10 protein-coding genes and 1 pseudogene are annotated in these 17,087 nt (G+C 52.4%); 5 read left to right on the forward strand and 6 right to left on the reverse strand.

The genetic code is table 11. The annotated features are described in order from the left end of the window. Positions 1 to 411: 411 nt before the first annotated feature. The 3 genes from BKD14_RS01615 to BKD14_RS01625 all read left to right on the forward strand — a co-directional run bounded on the left by BKD14_RS01615 (position 412) and on the right by BKD14_RS01625 (position 7,978). Positions 412 to 2,307 carry an autotransporter assembly complex family protein gene (locus BKD14_RS01615; protein ID WP_075654021.1) on the forward strand — a complete coding sequence of 632 codons (1,896 nt, stop codon included), beginning with the start codon at positions 412 to 414 and terminating at the stop codon, positions 2,305 to 2,307. Positions 2,308 to 2,510: 203 nt separating this feature from the next. Beyond that, positions 2,511 to 7,073 carry a translocation/assembly module TamB domain-containing protein gene (locus BKD14_RS01620; RefSeq protein WP_245293572.1) on the forward strand — a complete coding sequence of 1,521 codons (4,563 nt, stop codon included), beginning with the start codon at positions 2,511 to 2,513 and terminating at the stop codon, positions 7,071 to 7,073. A 191-nt stretch (positions 7,074 to 7,264) separates the two neighbouring features. Continuing rightward, positions 7,265 to 7,978: a L,D-transpeptidase gene (locus tag BKD14_RS01625; RefSeq protein WP_022710225.1), complete on the forward strand. Its 714-nt coding sequence runs from the start codon at positions 7,265 to 7,267 to the stop codon at positions 7,976 to 7,978. Positions 7,979 to 8,170: 192 nt separating this feature from the next. Here BKD14_RS01625 and BKD14_RS01630 read toward each other — a convergent pair whose 3' ends face one another. From BKD14_RS01630 to BKD14_RS01645, 4 genes and pseudogenes are all read right to left on the reverse strand, one after another. Further along, a complete protein-coding gene (locus BKD14_RS01630) occupies positions 8,171 to 8,365 on the reverse strand; it encodes a hypothetical protein (RefSeq protein WP_022710224.1) in 195 nt (64 codons plus the stop codon). Positions 8,366 to 8,468: 103 nt separating this feature from the next. After that, positions 8,469 to 8,975 (reverse strand): annotated as a pseudogene (locus tag BKD14_RS01635) (hypothetical protein). A gap of 559 nt (positions 8,976 to 9,534) precedes the next feature. Continuing rightward, complete coding sequence (locus tag BKD14_RS01640) at positions 9,535 to 10,536, reverse strand: DUF1775 domain-containing protein (protein ID WP_075654023.1); 1,002 nt, start codon at positions 10,534 to 10,536, stop codon at positions 9,535 to 9,537. A 120-nt stretch (positions 10,537 to 10,656) separates the two neighbouring features. Continuing rightward, on the reverse strand, positions 10,657 to 11,088 hold the full coding sequence (locus BKD14_RS01645; protein WP_075654024.1) for a hypothetical protein: 432 nt from the start codon (positions 11,086 to 11,088) through the stop codon (positions 10,657 to 10,659). Positions 11,089 to 11,339: 251 nt separating this feature from the next. Between BKD14_RS01645 and BKD14_RS01650 the strand changes: the two genes are divergently transcribed. Further along, positions 11,340 to 12,497 (forward strand): Mrp/NBP35 family ATP-binding protein, encoded by a 1,158-nt coding sequence (locus tag BKD14_RS01650; RefSeq protein ID WP_075654025.1) that lies wholly within the window; start codon positions 11,340 to 11,342, stop codon positions 12,495 to 12,497. Between the two features lie 49 nt (positions 12,498 to 12,546). On the opposite strand, the gene BKD14_RS01655 is transcribed toward BKD14_RS01650, so the two are convergent. Together BKD14_RS01655 and BKD14_RS01660 are read right to left on the reverse strand one after the other, a co-directional pair. Further along, the gene (locus tag BKD14_RS01655; RefSeq protein ID WP_075654026.1) at positions 12,547 to 14,178 is read right to left on the reverse strand and encodes an alpha-D-glucose phosphate-specific phosphoglucomutase; all 1,632 of its coding nucleotides are present in this window, start codon (positions 14,176 to 14,178) and stop codon (positions 12,547 to 12,549) included. A gap of 159 nt (positions 14,179 to 14,337) precedes the next feature. Next, a complete protein-coding gene (locus tag BKD14_RS01660; protein ID WP_175576048.1) occupies positions 14,338 to 15,576 on the reverse strand; it encodes an ROK family transcriptional regulator in 1,239 nt (412 codons plus the stop codon). Between the two features lie 331 nt (positions 15,577 to 15,907). On the opposite strand from BKD14_RS01660, the gene BKD14_RS01665 reads away from it, so the two are divergent. Beyond that, the gene (locus BKD14_RS01665; protein ID WP_075654028.1) at positions 15,908 to 16,930 is read left to right on the forward strand and encodes a substrate-binding domain-containing protein; all 1,023 of its coding nucleotides are present in this window, start codon (positions 15,908 to 15,910) and stop codon (positions 16,928 to 16,930) included. Positions 16,931 to 17,087 lie beyond the last annotated feature (157 nt).

Raw genomic sequence — 17,087 nt, forward strand, 5'->3', positions numbered from 1 at the left:
AATCTTTCATGTCGGTTTTAAATTGCCCTGTGCGGCTGTATTTTTAAAAGACAAATATTTTCAATATTTTACGGCTTTATGCCTCTGTGATTTTCGTTTTTGTTTCTTTCTTAAGATTAAATATTCAAAATTTATATTTGATTGAAAGCCACAAATTAAGTTTTTCTTTAGGTAAAGGAAAATACAAATTAATATTTTATTAAGCATAAATTTTAAAAAAGCAGTGTAAGCTTTTGGATTATACTCTCCGCTAGTTTGATTGTTAGGCATCGCGCGATGGGTGGAGCGGGCTATGCCGAGGAATATGCGTATTGACCCCGTTGAATGGGATGATATGCAGGTAATAAATTAAGGAGAGCTCCAATCCGTAAAGTCAGCACCCTCCTGCTGTTCACTGCGCTGCTGCCGGTTATGGCGGCATCGCCTGCGCATGCTTTTGAGCTCTTTGGCATTAAACTTTGGGGTAAAGACAAGGCTGAAGAAGCCGATGATGTCATTGCCGAACCAAAACGCTACAGCGTTGAAGTCACTTCCGGCGGCACCCGCACCAATAAAGACGGCACGGCAGCCGATGTGGAAGAGCTGGTTAAAGGCGCTTCACGGCTTGTGGCTGATGAAGAAAAAGCGGCTTCCGGCTCCGGCGGACTGCTGGCCAAAGCACGTGGTGATTACCGTCGTATTCTGATGGCACTTTATGGTGAAGGTCGTTATGGCGGCACCATCAGTATTCTGGTTGATGGCCGCGAAGCTGCAAACCTGCCGCCGGATACACAATTGCCGGATACATCCAAAATTGTCATCAATGTTGATCCGGGCCCGCAATTCCTGTTTGCCCGCGCCAGCATTAATGAACTTGCGCCGCCGACAGATGACCGCCGCGATCAGGTGCAGTCGCCTGAAAAGGCCGGTTTCAAAAGCGGTGAAATTGCCAAATCCGGTACAATTCTGAAAGCAGAGAGTCTTGCTGTTGAGGCATGGCGCCAGCAGGGCTATGCCAAGGCGAAAGTTACGCGTGAGGATATTGTTGCCGATCATGAAGGCAATGTGCTGAATGCGGATATCACGCTGGAACCGGGACGTGTTGCCCATTACGGTCCTGTCAAAGTGCAGGGCACAGCCCGCATGGATCCGGAATTCGTTGCCTATATGACAGATCTGAAACCGGGTCAGGAATATGATCCGGATGATATTGAGCGTGCACGCCGCCGTTTGGCGCGGCTGGATGTTTTCCGCTCAACATCTATTCAGGAAGCACAGGAAATCAACCGCGACGGTATTCTGCCGATGGATCTGATCGTGCAGGAACGTAAACCGCGCCGCTTCGGTCTTGGTGCGAGTTATTCCACGCTGGACGGTGCAGGGGTAGAAGCCTTCTGGATGCATCGCAATCTGTTCGGTAAGGCGGAGCGTCTGCGCTTTGATGCCAAGGTCAGCGGTATCGGCGGTTCGCAGGATAATTCCTATGATCCGAAAAACTTCACCTATGTGCTGGGTACATCCTTCACCAAACCGGGCGTGTTCACACCGGATACGGATTTCGTTTCGTCTCTGACCGGTAAGCGTGAGGTTCTGGATAATTATACCGAGACATCGGTCGGCGGACAGGCAGGTTTTACGCATATCTTCAATGAAGATCTGAGCGGACGTTTGTTTGCCAATGTGTCTCGTGCGCAGTTTGATGATGATTATTACGGCAAACGCCAGTTCTTCACCGTGGGGATGCTGGGCGGTATTCTGCTGGATAAGCGCGATAACAAGACCAATGCTACTTCCGGTTATTATGCCGAGGGCGTGGTTGAGCCGTTTTACGAGCTCAAAAACGGCAGTTTCTCGACCAAATTTACCGCAGAAGGCCGTGGCTATTACGGCTTTGGTGAAGATAAACGCGTTGTGCTGGCCGGTCGTGTTAAAGTCGGGTCGATTGTCGGTGCCGATATGAGCGATCTGCCGCCGGATAAAGTCTTCTTTGCCGGTGGCGGCGGTTCTGTCCGTGGTTATGCTTATCGCAGCATCGGGGTGAATAAGCCGGGGGATGTGGTGATCGGCGGACGTTCGTTGATGGAAATGTCGGGCGAGGTTCGTACAAAAGTTACCGATAGTATCGGTGTGGTCGGGTTTGTAGACGGAGGATATGTCGGGGAGGAATCCTACCCTGATTTTGCGGAGAATCTGCGTTTGGGGGCAGGTGCGGGCTTGCGTTATGATACCAGTCTCGGACCGATCCGTTTCGATGTTGCCGTGCCGCTTAACCGCAAGGCAGGTGACTCAAGTTTTGCATTCTATGTCGGCATAGGACAGGCGTTTTGAACCGTTTTCTCGCTTTCGTAGCCACTTTCTTTATCATTCTGCCGCTCGGTATTTATATCGGGGCATCGTTGCTGCCTCAGGGGGCGGACAGCGTAACGACGCCTGCTACCGGCCAGAGCAATCCTGCGGGTTCAGGCACGCAGACGGCGCAGGCGGACAATCCTGTTTCCGACAGGCAAGCTGAAGAAGAAAAGTCCTATTTCCTGTCTTTTGTTGAAGAAAAACTGTCGGGCCCGAACCGCAAGATCAGCATTACCGGTATTGAAGGCGTTTTGTCGTCTGAGGCAAAAGTCGGCGCTATCACGGTTGCTGACCGCGAAGGTATCTGGCTGCGCATTAAAGATGCCCAGCTTGTCTGGAGTCGTCTGGCACTTCTGCGTGGTCGTCTGAGCGTGGATACACTCTCGGCCAAGGAAGTTGAGTTTATCCGCACACCTTTACCGGATGAGGGACTGCCGTCACCGGAAGCCGGTGGCTTTGCTTTGCCGGAACTGCCGCTGGCGGTTTTGCTGGGTGAGCTGAATATTGAACGCCTGAAATTCGGCCAGCCGGTTTTTGGTCTGGCATCGGAAGTGGCACTGAAAGGCAATCTGACCCTTCAGGACGGTTCGCTGGAGTCGCTGTTTGACATGCAGCGTCTGGATGGTCCGGGCGGCACGATGAAGCTGAAAGCCAATTACGCCAATGCCGATCAGAAGCTTGATCTGGATATGCGTCTTTCCGAGCCTGCCAATGGTATTGCCGCCAATCTTCTGAATATTGCAGGCAAACCGCCTGTTGAGCTGGCTCTGACCGGCGCAGGCAAGCTTGATGATCTGAAAGTTGACCTGACGCTTGATGCGGACAACCAGCGCATTCTGACCGGACTTCTGACCCTGAACCGCAATGCGGACGGCACTGTTACCGGCCGCGTGTTTAATGCGGATGTCAAAGGTCCGATTGCTGCACTCATTCCGGAAAAATTCCGTGATTTCTTTGGCGCAACCTCAAGCCTTGCAGCCAATGGTTTTATCAAGGATGGCGGTGGTTTCCGTCTGGATAATTTCAACCTTTCCAATGCCGCTCTGCAGGTACAGGCCAAGGCCGAAACCGCCAATGACGGCTTTCTGACACGTCTGACCCTTGATGCGCTGATTGCAGATCGGGAAAAAGGCCGTGTGCTTCTGCCGGTCAGCGGCGGCCAGACCTCTCTGGCGTCTGCGCGTCTGACACTGGATTACGGCGACCGCCAATCCGCAGACTGGACAGGCAAGCTGCTGGTTGAAGGTCTGCAGGCCGGTGATTTCTCCGCACAGCAGACTGTGCTGGATATGGGCGGCGCAGCAGAAAATCTGCAGGACGCACAAAACCGCCATGTCGGTTTCAATATTACAGGGAATGTAACGGGAATTAATGCCAGGCAGCCTGAGGTTGCGCAGGCGCTGGGGGATCGTTTTGATCTGGCCGTATCGGGGCAATGGCGTGCCGGTTCTCCTGTGCAGCTTGAAAAACTGCAGCTCACCGGTAACGGTCTGAGCGCTGCCTTAAAGGGTGCAATCGATAAATTCATTTATACCGGTGACATTGTTTTACAGGCAAACAGCCTCATGCCGTTTTCGGCACTGGCAGACCGTTCGCTTGCCGGCAGTCTTGATCTGAAAGCAACCGGTACTGTTGCGCTTCTCACTGGCGGGTTTGACCTGACGCTGGATGGCACAGCAGAGAATATCAAAACCGGTGAGGATATTGCTGACCGTATTATCAATGGCCGCTCCACTTTGAGCGGTGGTCTGGCGCGTTCTGAAAACGGTTTTTCCGCCCGTGGTTTCCGTATTGGTAATGATGCAAATGCAATCACTGCCAATGGCTCATTCTCCAGCAAAGATGCCGATTTCGATCTGGGCGTTGAGATTGGTGACATTGCCGATCTGTCCGACAAGGCAACGGGACCATTGTCGCTGAAAGCCAGTGCACGCGGAACAGAAAACCGGATTGCTCTGGCTGCCCGCGCATCTGTGCCTTCCGGTTCGCTGGAAGGGCGCAAGCTGAATGATGGTCTGCTCGACTTCAATGCTGTGCTTGACGGTTCTGATCCGAAGCTTGCTCCGTCTTTGAGCGGTGGTTTCAGCGGCAGTGGCTTCTTAAGCGGTGAAAAACTCGATCTTGCCGGTAAAATTGCGCTGGACGAGCAGGGCAAACGCCTGAACGACCTGAATTTTGTTGCAGGCGGCACCCGCGTCAGCGGTGATCTGAATATTGCGGACAAAAACCTGCTCGCCGGTCGTTTGAAAGTGGATGCGCCGGATGTCTCAACTGCAGCCGCTCTTTTCCTTGCCAAGGCAACCGGTAGCATCAATGCGGATATTGATCTGTCTTATGAAAATGACCGCCAGAATGCTGCGGTCAAAGCAGATATCCGTAATCTGAATGTTGAAGGCAATGTGATCGGGCAGGCGGATATTAATGCGACGCTTGCCGACCTGTTTAATGTTCCTGTTCTTGACGGCACTGTGAAAGCACAGTCCATCCGCGCCGGCACATTCGAAATCAATACGGTTGATGCAACGGCTCAGTCTGAAGGCAGCAAAACGGTTTTTCAGGCTGCGACTGATCTGAAAATCGGCAGCAAAGTTAAAGTCAACGGCGCATTGGAGCCGCAGGACGGCGGTTTATTGCTGTCGCTTTCAGATGCGGAGCTGCGTCAGGGCTCAATGCTGACCAGACTGGCGCAACCGGCATCTCTGGCGCTGAAAGGCAGTGATGTTACCTTTAACAATATCATCATGCAGGTGGGAGAAGGTCGTCTGAGCCTTAATGGTGCTTTGGCTGATCGCTTCAATCTGGATGTGAAGCTGGATAATCTGCCGCTGAATGTGGCAAACAGCATCCAGCCGGATTTGGGACTTGGCGGTCTGATCAATGGTCAGGCTAAGGTTACCGGTTCGCGCAACCAGCCTGATGTCAGTTTTGACATCAATGCGCGTGATGTGATTGCCCGCCAGACGCGTGAACTTGGTATTGGCGCCTTGAATGCGACAGCTAAAGGCACGTCGAGCCAGAACCGTCTGAAAGTGGACAGCCGGATTACCGGCGGTAATGGTCTTGATAGCCGCGTGAATGGTTTTGTGCCGCTGGGCACGGATAAATCTGCCGGTGCGCTGGATGTGAATGTCGAGCTGGCCAATCTGCCGCTGGCTCTGCTCAATGGCGTGGTGAAGGATCAGAATCTGGGCGGTAATGTTACCGGCACTGCAAAAGTCACCGGCGCTCTGACCAATCCTGCCGCCGAGTTCAATCTGAACGGACGCGCGCTGAGCGCCAAACCGCTGGCTGAGAACGGGCTTGCGCCTTTGAATCTGAAAGCTGCCGGTCGTTATGGTGATAAGACCGTCAATATCAGCTCGCTGTCTGTTGACGGTCCGCAAAATCTCAGCGTGACCGCGCAGGGGCGTGTGCCTTTGTCTGGCAGCGGTTTGGGTATTGATGTGACGGGGCAGATTCCGTTGGCGCTTGCCAATCGTTTTCTGTCGGATCGTGGCGCACAGGCAACCGGTACACTGGCTTTGACCGCTAATGTCAGCGGTGGTTTCGACAATCCGCAAATCCGCGGTATGTTCTCGACAAGCGGCGCGCAGATGGTTGATCCGGAAACCAATATCCGCCTCAATAATATTACCATCAATGGCAGCATGGAAGGTCAGACAATCCGCCTTCGCAATGCAAGCGCAGCTTTGTCGACCGGTGGTTCAATCAATGCGGATGGCACGATTTCGATCAATGCTGCGCAGAATTTCCCTGCTGATCTGCGGATCAATTTTGATAAGGCACGTTATGCGGATGGTTCCATGGTGGTTGCGACCATTAATGGCGGCCTGACCATTACCGGCCCGTTGATGCGCGATCCGCTGATTGCCGGTAAGATCGAGATTGAACGCGCGGAAATTACCGTGCCGGAAAGTTTTGGCGGCGGCGGTGCCAATATTGATGTGCGCCACGTTAATACACCGGCTTCAGTGCTGATGACGTTGCAACGTGCCAAGGTGGAAACCCGTGCCAAGGGTTCAGCACCGGTGCCGACATCCCGTCCGACCGTGCCGCAACTGGATGTGCGCGTGATTGCGCCGAACCAGATTTTCGTGCGTGGTCGCGGTCTGGATACGGAACTGGGCGGTGCTGTCCGTCTGACAGGCCCTGTAACCAATGTGCGTCCGGTCGGTGGTTTTGAACTGCTGCGTGGCCGTCTGGATATTCTGACCCAGCGTGTAACCTTTGATGAAGGCCGTGTGACCCTGATCGGGGATATGAACCCGCAGCTCTATTTCGTTGCCCGCAGTGACGGCGGCGATATCATCGTGCTGGTGACGGTGCAGGGCACGGTGGATAATCCGGATATCAAATTCTCCTCGGAGCCGGAATTGCCGCAGGATGAAGTTCTGGCGCGTTTGATCTTCAAACGCTCAATCTCGGAACTGTCTCCTTTCCAGATTGCACAGCTTGCTGCTGCTGCCGCTGAACTGGCGGGTGGTAAAAACGCCAATCTGCTGGGTGCATTGCGTCAGGGCGTAGGGCTGGATGATCTTGATGTTGTCACCGACAGCAAGGGCAATGCAGCGGTTCGCGCAGGCAGCTATATCCGCGATAATATTTATCTCGGTGTGGAAGCCAGCGGTTCCAATGGCACCAAAGGCACGATCAATCTGGATATTACGCGGGATCTCAAAGCCAAAGGCTCTGTCGGTACGAATGGTGATTCCGGTCTGGGTGTATTCTACGAAAAAGATTACTGATCCGGCAGAGATGCGGATACTGATCGAATTGAAAAACCGGCACAAATTTGTGCCGGTTTTTTGCTTTTTACTGCATTTTTAATGTGTGGTCATTGTTTATGGTAAATGAAGATCCGGCGAATTTAATGATTTTTCAACCATGCGGGCGCACAATCCGACCTCTGAAAAGGTTTTGAAGATACGGATTTATCATGGCAAAGCAGGGTGAAATTCTGAACCGTCGCATTTTTCTGACCGGCGCCGGTGCCTTTGGTCTGGCTGGCTGTACCCAGTCGCTGGATATGTCGGCTTTTCAGCCGGATATTGATATGTCTTCGACCGGCAGTGTGATGCGCCCGCAGATCAGCGTTGATAAAGGCGTTACCAGTAATGAAGTGATGTATGCGGCTGTTCATGAGAATGGTTATTCCCTGCCTGCTATTCCTTATGAGAAAGTGCCGAAACAGTTCCGCCGACAGATCGTGCCGGATCCGACCGGTGAGGCACCGGGCACCATTGTTGTGCGACTGAATGAGCGATATTTGTATCTGGTGCTGCAGGGGGGCGAGGCCATGCGTTATGGCATCGGCGTTGGACGTGCAGGCTTTGAATGGTCAGGCCGCGCCAATGTGCAATATAAGAAGCAATGGCCGCGCTGGACACCACCACCGGAAATGATCAAACGCCAGCCGGAACTGGAAAAATACCGTAACGGTCAGGAACCGGGACCAGCCAATCCGCTGGGTGCGCGCGCGCTTTATATTTTCCGTGACGGCGTTGATACCGGCTATCGTATCCACGGCAATCCGGAATGGTGGTCGATCGGGCAGGCTATGTCTTCCGGCTGCGTACGTCTGATGAATCAGGATATTATTGATCTTTATGATCGCGTGCAGGGCAAAGCGCCGATTGTTGTGCAGGCCTGATTAAAACTATCTGAAAATAAAAGCCGCGCTGAGCCGGAGCATTTTTAAAATGCTCCGGCTATTTATTTTACGCATTTTCATATGCAAAACCGGTTCCCACTTTTGCTGAAAATGCTTTAGCGCGGCTTTTTTTCTGTCTTGGGAGGACAGTGATAAAAAAAGGATCAAATATGATAGTTCAAATGGGTGCTGTTAGCGGATAGCTGAGCCGGTCTGATGGTTTTGCGCAACAACAATCAGAGCCGGTACATCTTTGACGGCTTCTTCAGTCATGCTGAGAAAATGAAAATTCTGCTGTTGCTGGATCGGATTAGGCGCCACGAACATTGCTGCGGTCAGCAGGAGCGCAGCCATAATACCCAAGCGCTTTTCAGTTTTTGCATTCATAATATTCGTCCTGTCGGTTTTGCCCGCGGATCCGGAGCGCTTCGCTCGCAGTCACTGGGCTAAAATCATGGTAAAGTTATGAAAGAGGTTTCAGCTCTTCATATCAGTGAAAGGTTTTGTGCCCTGCCGGTGATAAAACACAGGCAACGGCGTAATGAGGGATAGGCAGCAGCACCTGATCGAGCTCTGCCATGACCTGTGCATAGTCCTGCGCGGCTTTTTTAACTTCCGCGACACGGCTGCCGGTCACCAGAGCATCCAGACAGGCATCACGGGTTGTATCGTCACCGTTTTGCAAGGCGGAGATCAGTCCCATCAGCAGGCATTCTTCACGGCAGATATGCATCGAACCTTAAGGAAAGGCCTTGAGCTGACAAGCTGCACAAAAATGCAGGGTGCGGATGAAATGGGAGAGTTCGGCCAGCGCGAGCTTGGCTTTATCGAGGCCGAGTTCCTGAGTGTAAATCGTCCAGGCCATTTCCCACGGAATAACCGATCCGGTTTCGAAGCCGGATGTCCAGTGGCGATAGCCTTCAAGCACCAGCTTTTCAGCCTGCCGCTCGAAATAATGACTGGATGTTTCAAAGAGATTTCTGACCTGCATATTCATGGGCGGCATCCGATCTGTAACGGACGCGAGGGAGCGATGAATATGCGTCGCGGCTGAGGGCGCGACGATAGTACCGCCCTTGGGCGGTAAAGTGCCTGACCAAACATGAGGTCCTCCAATAGAGCGGGTTCAAGGCCCAAACATCAAAGGTTGAATTTATTGCCACGAGCCGGAAGTATCCCTCCCGAAAGCTCTGACAGCGGGAATATGCCGGTGAAAACGGTCGGTTGTCAAATCTAATTTTCAGCATTTATTTAGAAAAGTGTTCTTATTTCAATAGCTTAGAATAATTCCAGAGTATTTTACTCATGTTTTATTCTAAAATGCAATGCTATCTATATGAATCCGTATATGTTTTGCGTGATTGTCGCAGCTGGCCGGATTGAACGACATTCCGGCCGGATTTTTAAACTCTGCGACGTCCCGCCTCATGCAGAAGCCTGTAAACAGGACAGGCAAAAGGGAGCGGTTCCAGAATCACAATGCGAAGCGCCGATATTACCGGCGTTCCGCCTTAGTCTTTTATCTCCGAACCGATACGGTTTCGGAGAAACAGAAATTAGTGATGGCTATGGTCATTGGCCTTGCCGCCAGCATTACCGGAAGAACCCTTGGATGGATTCACGTGAAACGGTAAATTAACCTTTCCGGCTTTTTCAAATTCCAGCACAACATTGACTGTTTCACCTTCTTTGAACGGCTTGGCCAGATCCATAAACATGATGTGGAAGCCGGTTGGCGCCAATTTCACAGTCTGACCGGCAGGAATTGCCAAAGGCTCGCTCAGCTTGCGCATTTTCATGACATTGTCTTTCATCGACATTTCATGAATTTCGACTTTTCCGGCTGCATCTGTGGTGCCGCCAATCAGGCGGTCATCTTCTTTGCCCTTATTGGTAATGACAATATAGCCGCCTGCAACGCGGGCATTCGGGATTGTCGCGATGCTATGGGCTTCGGAAAGCTCCAGATCACCGGCTGTTACCACCTCAGCGCTATCGCCACCATGCGCACCGTGGCCGTCATGGCTTGCCTGTTTTGTGGCAGCCGCCACGAGCAATTGCGGCGCAGGGTTTTTCAGATCATGCGGGTTCTGGCCTTCTGCTGCGATATCCGTCCAGTTTTCGGTTTTGCCGTTTTCGCAGGTCTGTACGGTCGGGAAGGACAATGTTGTATCCTTGTCGAAGGCTGCGAGTTTGCCGACAACCGAGAATTCATCATAGAAATCGCCCGGCAGTTTGCCGCCTTTCCAGATCACTTCGGTCACGCCGTTTTTCACGTCTTTACCGTGCACTTTATAGCTGTGCTGGTAGTCGGATTTAACAGTTTCAATATCCCATCCGGCTTTCATCTGCGGCTGAGCAGCAATGAAACCTTCCGGAATTTTGACATTGATCTGTGTGGTCGCGGCACCTTCACAGCCATGCGGGATTTTGAGGACGGCTTTATAGCCGCTTCCTGCATTAGCCTGAGCTGTTTCAAGTGACACATGTGCCTGTGCCAGACCGGCAGTGCCGAGAAGAAGGCTGGCAACACAGAGTGGTGTGAAAATGGTTTTCATAAATTTATTCCTTGCGAATATCCTGCTTTCCGGCTGCAAATTGCAGGCAGAAAGCATGAAGGCGCTTAAAGCGCATGACTGATATTTCCTGCGGCATTGTGAGAATGCGCAGACCTGTTATCAGGCAAGGAAAGGTGGAGCCTGCGGCGGGGCGGCGGGCGGATAAGGTCGGGAGCGGGGCAGAACTTTGGCCGTGCGTCTGACGCTGTTGCCTGTATCTTTGGCAACAACCGGACCACCGGCTGCAGGTGGTGTAACCAGTGCAAAGGCCGCCGAGATACGGCAGGCCTCGCAATCAACCATCATATTATGATTTTTATGATGCCGGTCAGAGGCGGCGCTGTTTTCGGAAACGCAGATCGAAACAATACTGCCATCGGGCATTGTTTCATAACGGATGAAAACCGGTTCAGCGGAGGTGCCGCTTTTGGTGGTCATTTGCAGCAGGGGGGCGCTGACATCCACTGGTCTATGGGCAAAAGACAGCAAAACAAGCGCCAATACGCACAGGATGCGTATTAAAACCAGCTTGTTTTTGTGTGTCTGAACCATCACCCTGAACTATATATAACTGCGCTTTCCGCTTTTTAGCGCGGTGCTTTGCGGAAGGAAAGAGCTTTCCTCTGTAATAATGATGCCGGATCTCCCTCTGCCTCACGATGTCACAGAGGTTTGCGCGGAAAGGGGTGAAGATAACTTTCTCTCAGACACAAAATCATTTAACGATGATGAATGAAATGCCGGTCGCAGGATAAAATACTGTGCCGGCAATGGTGAACAGATTATTCGACGGGGTATGAGGCATGTCACAGGTCACCAAAGATGTGGTGCTGGCTCAGCTGAAACAGGTCACGGGACCGGATTTCGAAGGTGATATTGTCAGCCTCGGACTGGTGTCCGATATTTTTATCGCTGATAATAAAGTGTTTTTCTCCATTACCGTGCCGTCTGACCGTGCGCAGGCGATGGAACCGCTGCGTCTGCGGGCGGAAAAACTGGTGAAAGAGATTCCGGGGGTTGCCGGTGCGCTGGTCACTCTGACCGCCGAACGCAAAGGCGGCCGTACCAGCGATGATGCGCCTCCGCCAAGCCGCCCTCAGCCCGCTGCTCAGGTGCGTCCGGCTGCGCATACTCATGCAGCACCGCAGCCGCAGGCAAAGCCGGGTATTCCGGGTGTTGGCAAGATTATCGCCGTGGCTTCCGGCAAAGGTGGTGTCGGTAAATCCACGACTTCGGTGAATATTGCGCTCGGGCTTCAGGCACTGGGGCTGAAAGTCGGTATTCTTGATGCCGATATTTACGGGCCGTCAATGCCGCGCCTTCTCGGTATTTCCGGTCGTCCGGAAACGGTCAATGGCCGCATCATGAAGCCGATGAGCAATTACGGCCTCAAAGTCATGTCGATGGGCTTTCTGGTGGAAGAAGAAACCCCGATGATCTGGCGCGGCCCGATGGTGATGTCGGCGCTCAATCAGATGATGCGTGAAGTGGAGTGGGGCAATCTCGATGTGATGGTTGTCGATATGCCTCCGGGCACCGGCGATGCCCAGCTGACCATGGCGCAGCAGGTGCCGCTGGCCGGTGCGGTGATCGTTTCCACGCCGCAGGATCTGGCGCTGATCGATGCCCGTAAGGGGCTGAATATGTTTGCCAAAGTTAATGTGCCGCTGCTCGGTATTGTTGAGAATATGAGCTATTTCATCGCGCCGGATACCGGCAAGCGTTATGATATTTTCGGTCATGGCGGAGCGCAGCGCGAAGCTGAGCGGCTCAATGTACCTTTCCTCGGCGCAGTGCCGCTGGATATGCAAATCCGCGAATTGTCCGATGCGGGTATGCCGATCACGGTGAAAGAGCCGGACAGCCCGCATGCGCAAATTTATCGTGAAATTGCCGAAAAAGCCTGGGCGCAGGTGAGCGGCGGTTCATCCCGCACAGCACCGAAGATTGTATTTGAATAACAGATGATGAAATTGAAAAAGGCCTGCAATGCAGGCCTTTTTTGTTGGGTCAGGTAATGACGCTTGGTTTTTCGCGGCCGGTATAATGCGTGATCTCTGTGAATTCCGCAGCGGCTGCGATCAGCGGGGTCAGGGCAGACTGGGTTTCCAGATCATGCTTGCTGCTGTCAGCCTCATAGCGTTCCAGATAGATGCGGATGGTTGCACCGGCTGTACCGGTGCCGGACAGGCGCACCACAAGACGGGAACCACCGGCAAAGAGAATGCGGATGCCCTGATGCTTGCTCACTGAATGATCGACCGGATCATGATAGGCAAAATCATCGGCTGCTTCCACAACCATACCCTGCACGGTCTTGCCTTTAAGATCAGGCAATTTGGCGCGCAATGCATCCATTAGCGCATTGGCACCATCCGAGGCGACTTCTTCATAATCGTGACGTGAGTAATAATTGCGGCCATAGGTTTGCCAGTGCTCATGCATAATCTCGGCGACAGATTGTTTGCGTACCGCCAAAATATTCAGCCATAGCAGCACAGCCCACAATCCGTCTTTTTCACGCACATGGTCAGAGCCGGTTCCCGCACTTTCCTCACCGCAAATGGTGACAAGACCGGTATCCAGCAGATTGCCGAAGAACTTCCAGCCGGTCGGTGTTTCATGCATGCCGATCTTCAGTTTTTCCGCCACGCGGTCTGCGGCACAACTGGTCGGCATGGAGCGGGCAATACCGGCAATGCCTTTGCTATAGGCCGGAGCCAGATGCGCGTTAGCGGCGAGAACTGCCAGAGAATCCGACGGGGCAATATACATGCCCTTGCCGATAATCAGATTGCGGTCGCCGTCACCATCCGATGCTGCACCGAAATCCGGCGCATTGGCCGACATCAGCTCTTCATAAAGCTCATGGGCATAAACAATATTGGGATCAGGATGGTGACCGCCAAAATCTTCCAAAGGCACAGCATTGAAAACACTGCCTGCTTTTGCGCCGAGCCGGTTTTCAAAAATCTCTTTGGCATAAGGGCCGGTCACGGCATGCATGGCGTCAAAACGCATGGTGAAACCGGATTGCAGCAGGGTGCGGATCGCCTGAAAGTCAAACAGGCTTTCCATCAAGGCGGCGTAATCTTTCACCGGATCAATGATTTCCACCACCGTATCGCCGATCTGATGCGAGCCAAGTGTATCAATGTCGATATCGGCGCAATCGGCAATCTTATAGGATGTGATGGTTTTGGAATTGGCGAACATCGCTTCGGTCAGTTTTTCCGGAGCGGGACCGCCATTGCTGATATTGAATTTGATGCCGAAATCACCCTGCGGTCCGCCGGCATTATGGCTGGCAGAGAGAATAATACCGCCAAAGGCTTTATTCTTGCGGATGAGATTGGAAGCTGCAGGTGTCGAGGTAATGCCGCCAAGGCCGACCAGAATGCGGCCAAAACCATTTGCAGCAGCAATTTTGATCGTGCTCTGGATGACCTTGCGATTGAGATAGCGTCCGTCACCGCCGAGCACGAGTGTTTTGCCCTGAAAATCTTCCAGACTGTCAAAGATCGACTGGATGAAGTTCTCCGCATAATGCTCCTGAGCAAAGACAGTCACTTTTTTGCGCAAGCCCGAAGTGCCCGGCTTCTGATCTGTAAAAGCTGTGGTGCTGATAGTTTTAAAAGTCATGATCTGGCTTTGTCCTGACAATAACGGCTCTCGCAAAAGATAAATGCATGTGGAATGAACAAGTTGCATTCATGACGGATATTATAGGCAGTCCTGTGAAGCCGAAGTAAATGATTTCACATAAATAGCGGTTTATTGTTCAACTTTGGTAAGACGGGTTTATTGTATGTGTTTAAAAAGAACATTTTGATCAAAGAGATAGCGGCTGAAGATTGGCAGCCGCGCTGCCCCCAGTGCTTTGGCATGAACACCAACTGTGCCTTCTTCAATCACCGGCGGGATGATTCCCTGTAAATTAAGCCTGCCGATTTCATTGCGTGTAGTTTCAACAATCTTGCCGCGTAAATTTTCCGGCATCCAGCCGTCAATAATGGCAGCAGGAAAATCAATTACACTGGCGGCCGATGAAATGGCATGGGCAAGGCTGCGCGCGGTCAGCAATACCCATTCATCAAGCACAGGGTTGAAAATTTCCCAATTATCCGGCGCCGCCCAAAGCGGAGCCGTGTCTATATTCTGCTGTTTGAGACTGCGCTCCAATATGAACAGAGATGCGGTATCAATCAGCTGGGCAGGGCGGCTGATCTGGCCTGCCGTGGTGACGAAACCGTTGCCCATCGGCATGGAGCCCAGTGCACCGGCATTGCCGCTGCGTCCGGCATAAAGCGTATTGTTGAGGACAACGCCGCCGCCGATAAATGAGCCGATGAAAAAATAAACATAATCCGCATAATCCGGCCCTGAACCGAAGGTCAGCTCCGCGCCGCAGGCGGCGGTGGCATCATTCTGGATCAGAACGGGAAAAGGCAGTTTCCGGCTCAGTGCTTCGCAAATATCGGTGCTTTGCCAGGCCTGCAAATCCGCAGGTGGTGCGCCGACTTCCTCCACCCAGTTCCAGAGTTCAAACGGCATGGCAATGCCGAGACCGGCGATGCGGCTTTGCTGGAAAGGCGTGAGCTGCGCCGTGAATTGCTCAATAGCCGAAAGCGTGAAATGCAGAATATTATCCGGCACCGGCCACAGATAGGTCTGGTGCATACGTGCGCGGATCGTGCCGGTAAAATCGACGAGAACCAGTTCTGCACTGCGACGCCCGATCTTCAGGCCAAAAGAAAACACCCCGTCAGGATTGAGCATCATCGGCTGGCTTGGCTGGCCGACACGTCCGCGCTGTTTCTCACCGCTTAACAATAATCCGTCCTGCTCGAGATTGCGGATGATGACGGACACGGTTTGCGCTGACAGGCCGGTTAGTCTGGCAATATCTGCCCGCGGCATGGCACCGTGACGGCGCACAACGGAAAGGATCAGCCTTTCATTATAGGCGCGCATGCCGGTCTGGTCAGAGCCGCGGCTGGTTGTGGCAGGATCAATAGGGGCGCCTTGCGGATAGTGCATCGGGTGTCCTGTAAGGAGCATTCGGGATAAAGAGCTGGAATAAGAGAATTATTTTTGAAGTAAAGCCTGCGCGGACAGTTTTGTCATCACGCTGATCTTAGACTGACATAGCGAATTAATAAATCAAGTGGATTTATTAATTGACAGGACTGAAAACCCGTGTTTCCATGATCGCGCTTGCACATATTTCTGGGGGCAATAAATTTGCTCTTTCATGAAATCGCAGCGCAGAGGCGGCGGAAGAGGGCGCCTGAGACAATTGATTTGGCTGGTTCAGCTACGCAGTTCGGTGCTTGAACTGATCGTAGAAAAATGACTCTGGGAGGAGTTCATGAGAAAAACTATTCTTACCTCTGCTTTTGCCCTTATGGCATTGGGCGTTGCGGGTGCGGGGGCGCAGGCGGCTGAAGTGACGGCTTGTGTGATTACCAAAACAGATACCAATCCGTTTTTTGTAAAGATCAAAGAAGGCGCGACTGCCAAATCCAAGGAACTTGGCATCAATCTGAAATCCTATGCGGGTAAGATTGACGGCGATACAGAAAGCCAGATTGCAGCGGTGGAAACCTGTATTGCCGATGGTGCAAAAGGTATTCTCATCACCGCTTCCGACACTAAAGGCATTGTTCCTGTACTGAAACAGGCGCGTGATGCCGGTATGCTGGTGATCGCACTGGATACGCCGCTGGAACCGGCTGATGCTGCGGACGCAACTTTTGCAACAGACAATTTTCTGGCCGGTGAACTGGTCGGCAAATGGGCTGCAGGGCGTCTGGGTGATAAAGCCAAAGATGCCAAAGTTGCTTTCCTGAACCTTACCGCCATGCAGCCGAGTGTTGACGTGCTGCGCGATCAGGGCTTTGCCACAGGTTTCGGTATTGATCCGAAAAACAAGGATGTGCTCGGCGATGAGGATGATCCGCGTATTGCCGGTCGCGATCTGACTGACGGCAATGAAGAGGGCGGCCGCCGCGCCATGGAAAATCTTCTGCAAAAAGAGCCGAATATCAATGTGGTGCACACCATTAACGAACCTGCTGCAGCCGGTGCTTATGAGGCGCTGAAAGCTGTTGGCCGTGAAAAAGATGTGATGATTGTTTCCATTGATGGCGGCTGTCCGGGTGTAAAAAATGTGGCTGACGGCGTGATAGGCGCAACAGCGCAGCAATATCCGATGCAGATGGCAACACTTGGTATTGAGGCAATTAAAAAATTTGCTGATACCGGTGAAAAGCCGAAGCCGACAGATGGCAAGACCTTTGTTGATACCGGTGTGATGCTGGTAACCGACCAGCCGGTTGAAGGTGTTGAATCCATCGATACCAAAGAAGGTCTGGCGAAGTGCTGGGGCTGATCCCCGTGCCTTTCTAATAGAGCATAATTTCTTAAACTTGAATCAGTTGAAGGTAAAATTATGCTCTAATTTTAAAGTGTCAGAGCGACCTTGTGTAGCGCCCGGTCGGGCGCACGGCGCTCTAAAAAATCAACCGGCGTGATCTTCATGCCGGTTC

It is taken from the genome of Pseudochrobactrum sp. B5 (genome assembly GCF_001939785.1).
Taxonomy (GTDB): Bacteria; Pseudomonadota; Alphaproteobacteria; order Rhizobiales; family Rhizobiaceae; genus Pseudochrobactrum; species Pseudochrobactrum saccharolyticum.

What these genes read in the sequence shown, in the direction of transcription:
- BKD14_RS01665 (WP_075654028.1), top strand. Translation starts at nt 15,908, where the DNA reads ATGAGAAAAACTATTCTTACCTCTGCTTTTGCCCTTATGGCATTGGGC.
- BKD14_RS01650 (WP_075654025.1), top strand. Translation starts at nt 11,340, where the DNA reads ATGTCACAGGTCACCAAAGATGTGGTGCTGGCTCAGCTGAAACAGGTC.
- BKD14_RS01645 (WP_075654024.1), bottom strand. Translation starts at nt 11,088, where the DNA reads ATGGTTCAGACACACAAAAACAAGCTGGTTTTAATACGCATCCTGTGC.
- BKD14_RS01655 (WP_075654026.1), bottom strand. Translation starts at nt 14,178, where the DNA reads ATGACTTTTAAAACTATCAGCACCACAGCTTTTACAGATCAGAAGCCG.
- BKD14_RS01615 (WP_075654021.1), top strand. Translation starts at nt 412, where the DNA reads ATGGCGGCATCGCCTGCGCATGCTTTTGAGCTCTTTGGCATTAAACTT.
- BKD14_RS01660 (WP_175576048.1), bottom strand. Translation starts at nt 15,576, where the DNA reads ATGCACTATCCGCAAGGCGCCCCTATTGATCCTGCCACAACCAGCCGC.
- BKD14_RS01625 (WP_022710225.1), top strand. Translation starts at nt 7,265, where the DNA reads ATGGCAAAGCAGGGTGAAATTCTGAACCGTCGCATTTTTCTGACCGGC.
- BKD14_RS01630 (WP_022710224.1), bottom strand. Translation starts at nt 8,365, where the DNA reads ATGAATGCAAAAACTGAAAAGCGCTTGGGTATTATGGCTGCGCTCCTG.
- BKD14_RS01640 (WP_075654023.1), bottom strand. Translation starts at nt 10,536, where the DNA reads ATGAAAACCATTTTCACACCACTCTGTGTTGCCAGCCTTCTTCTCGGC.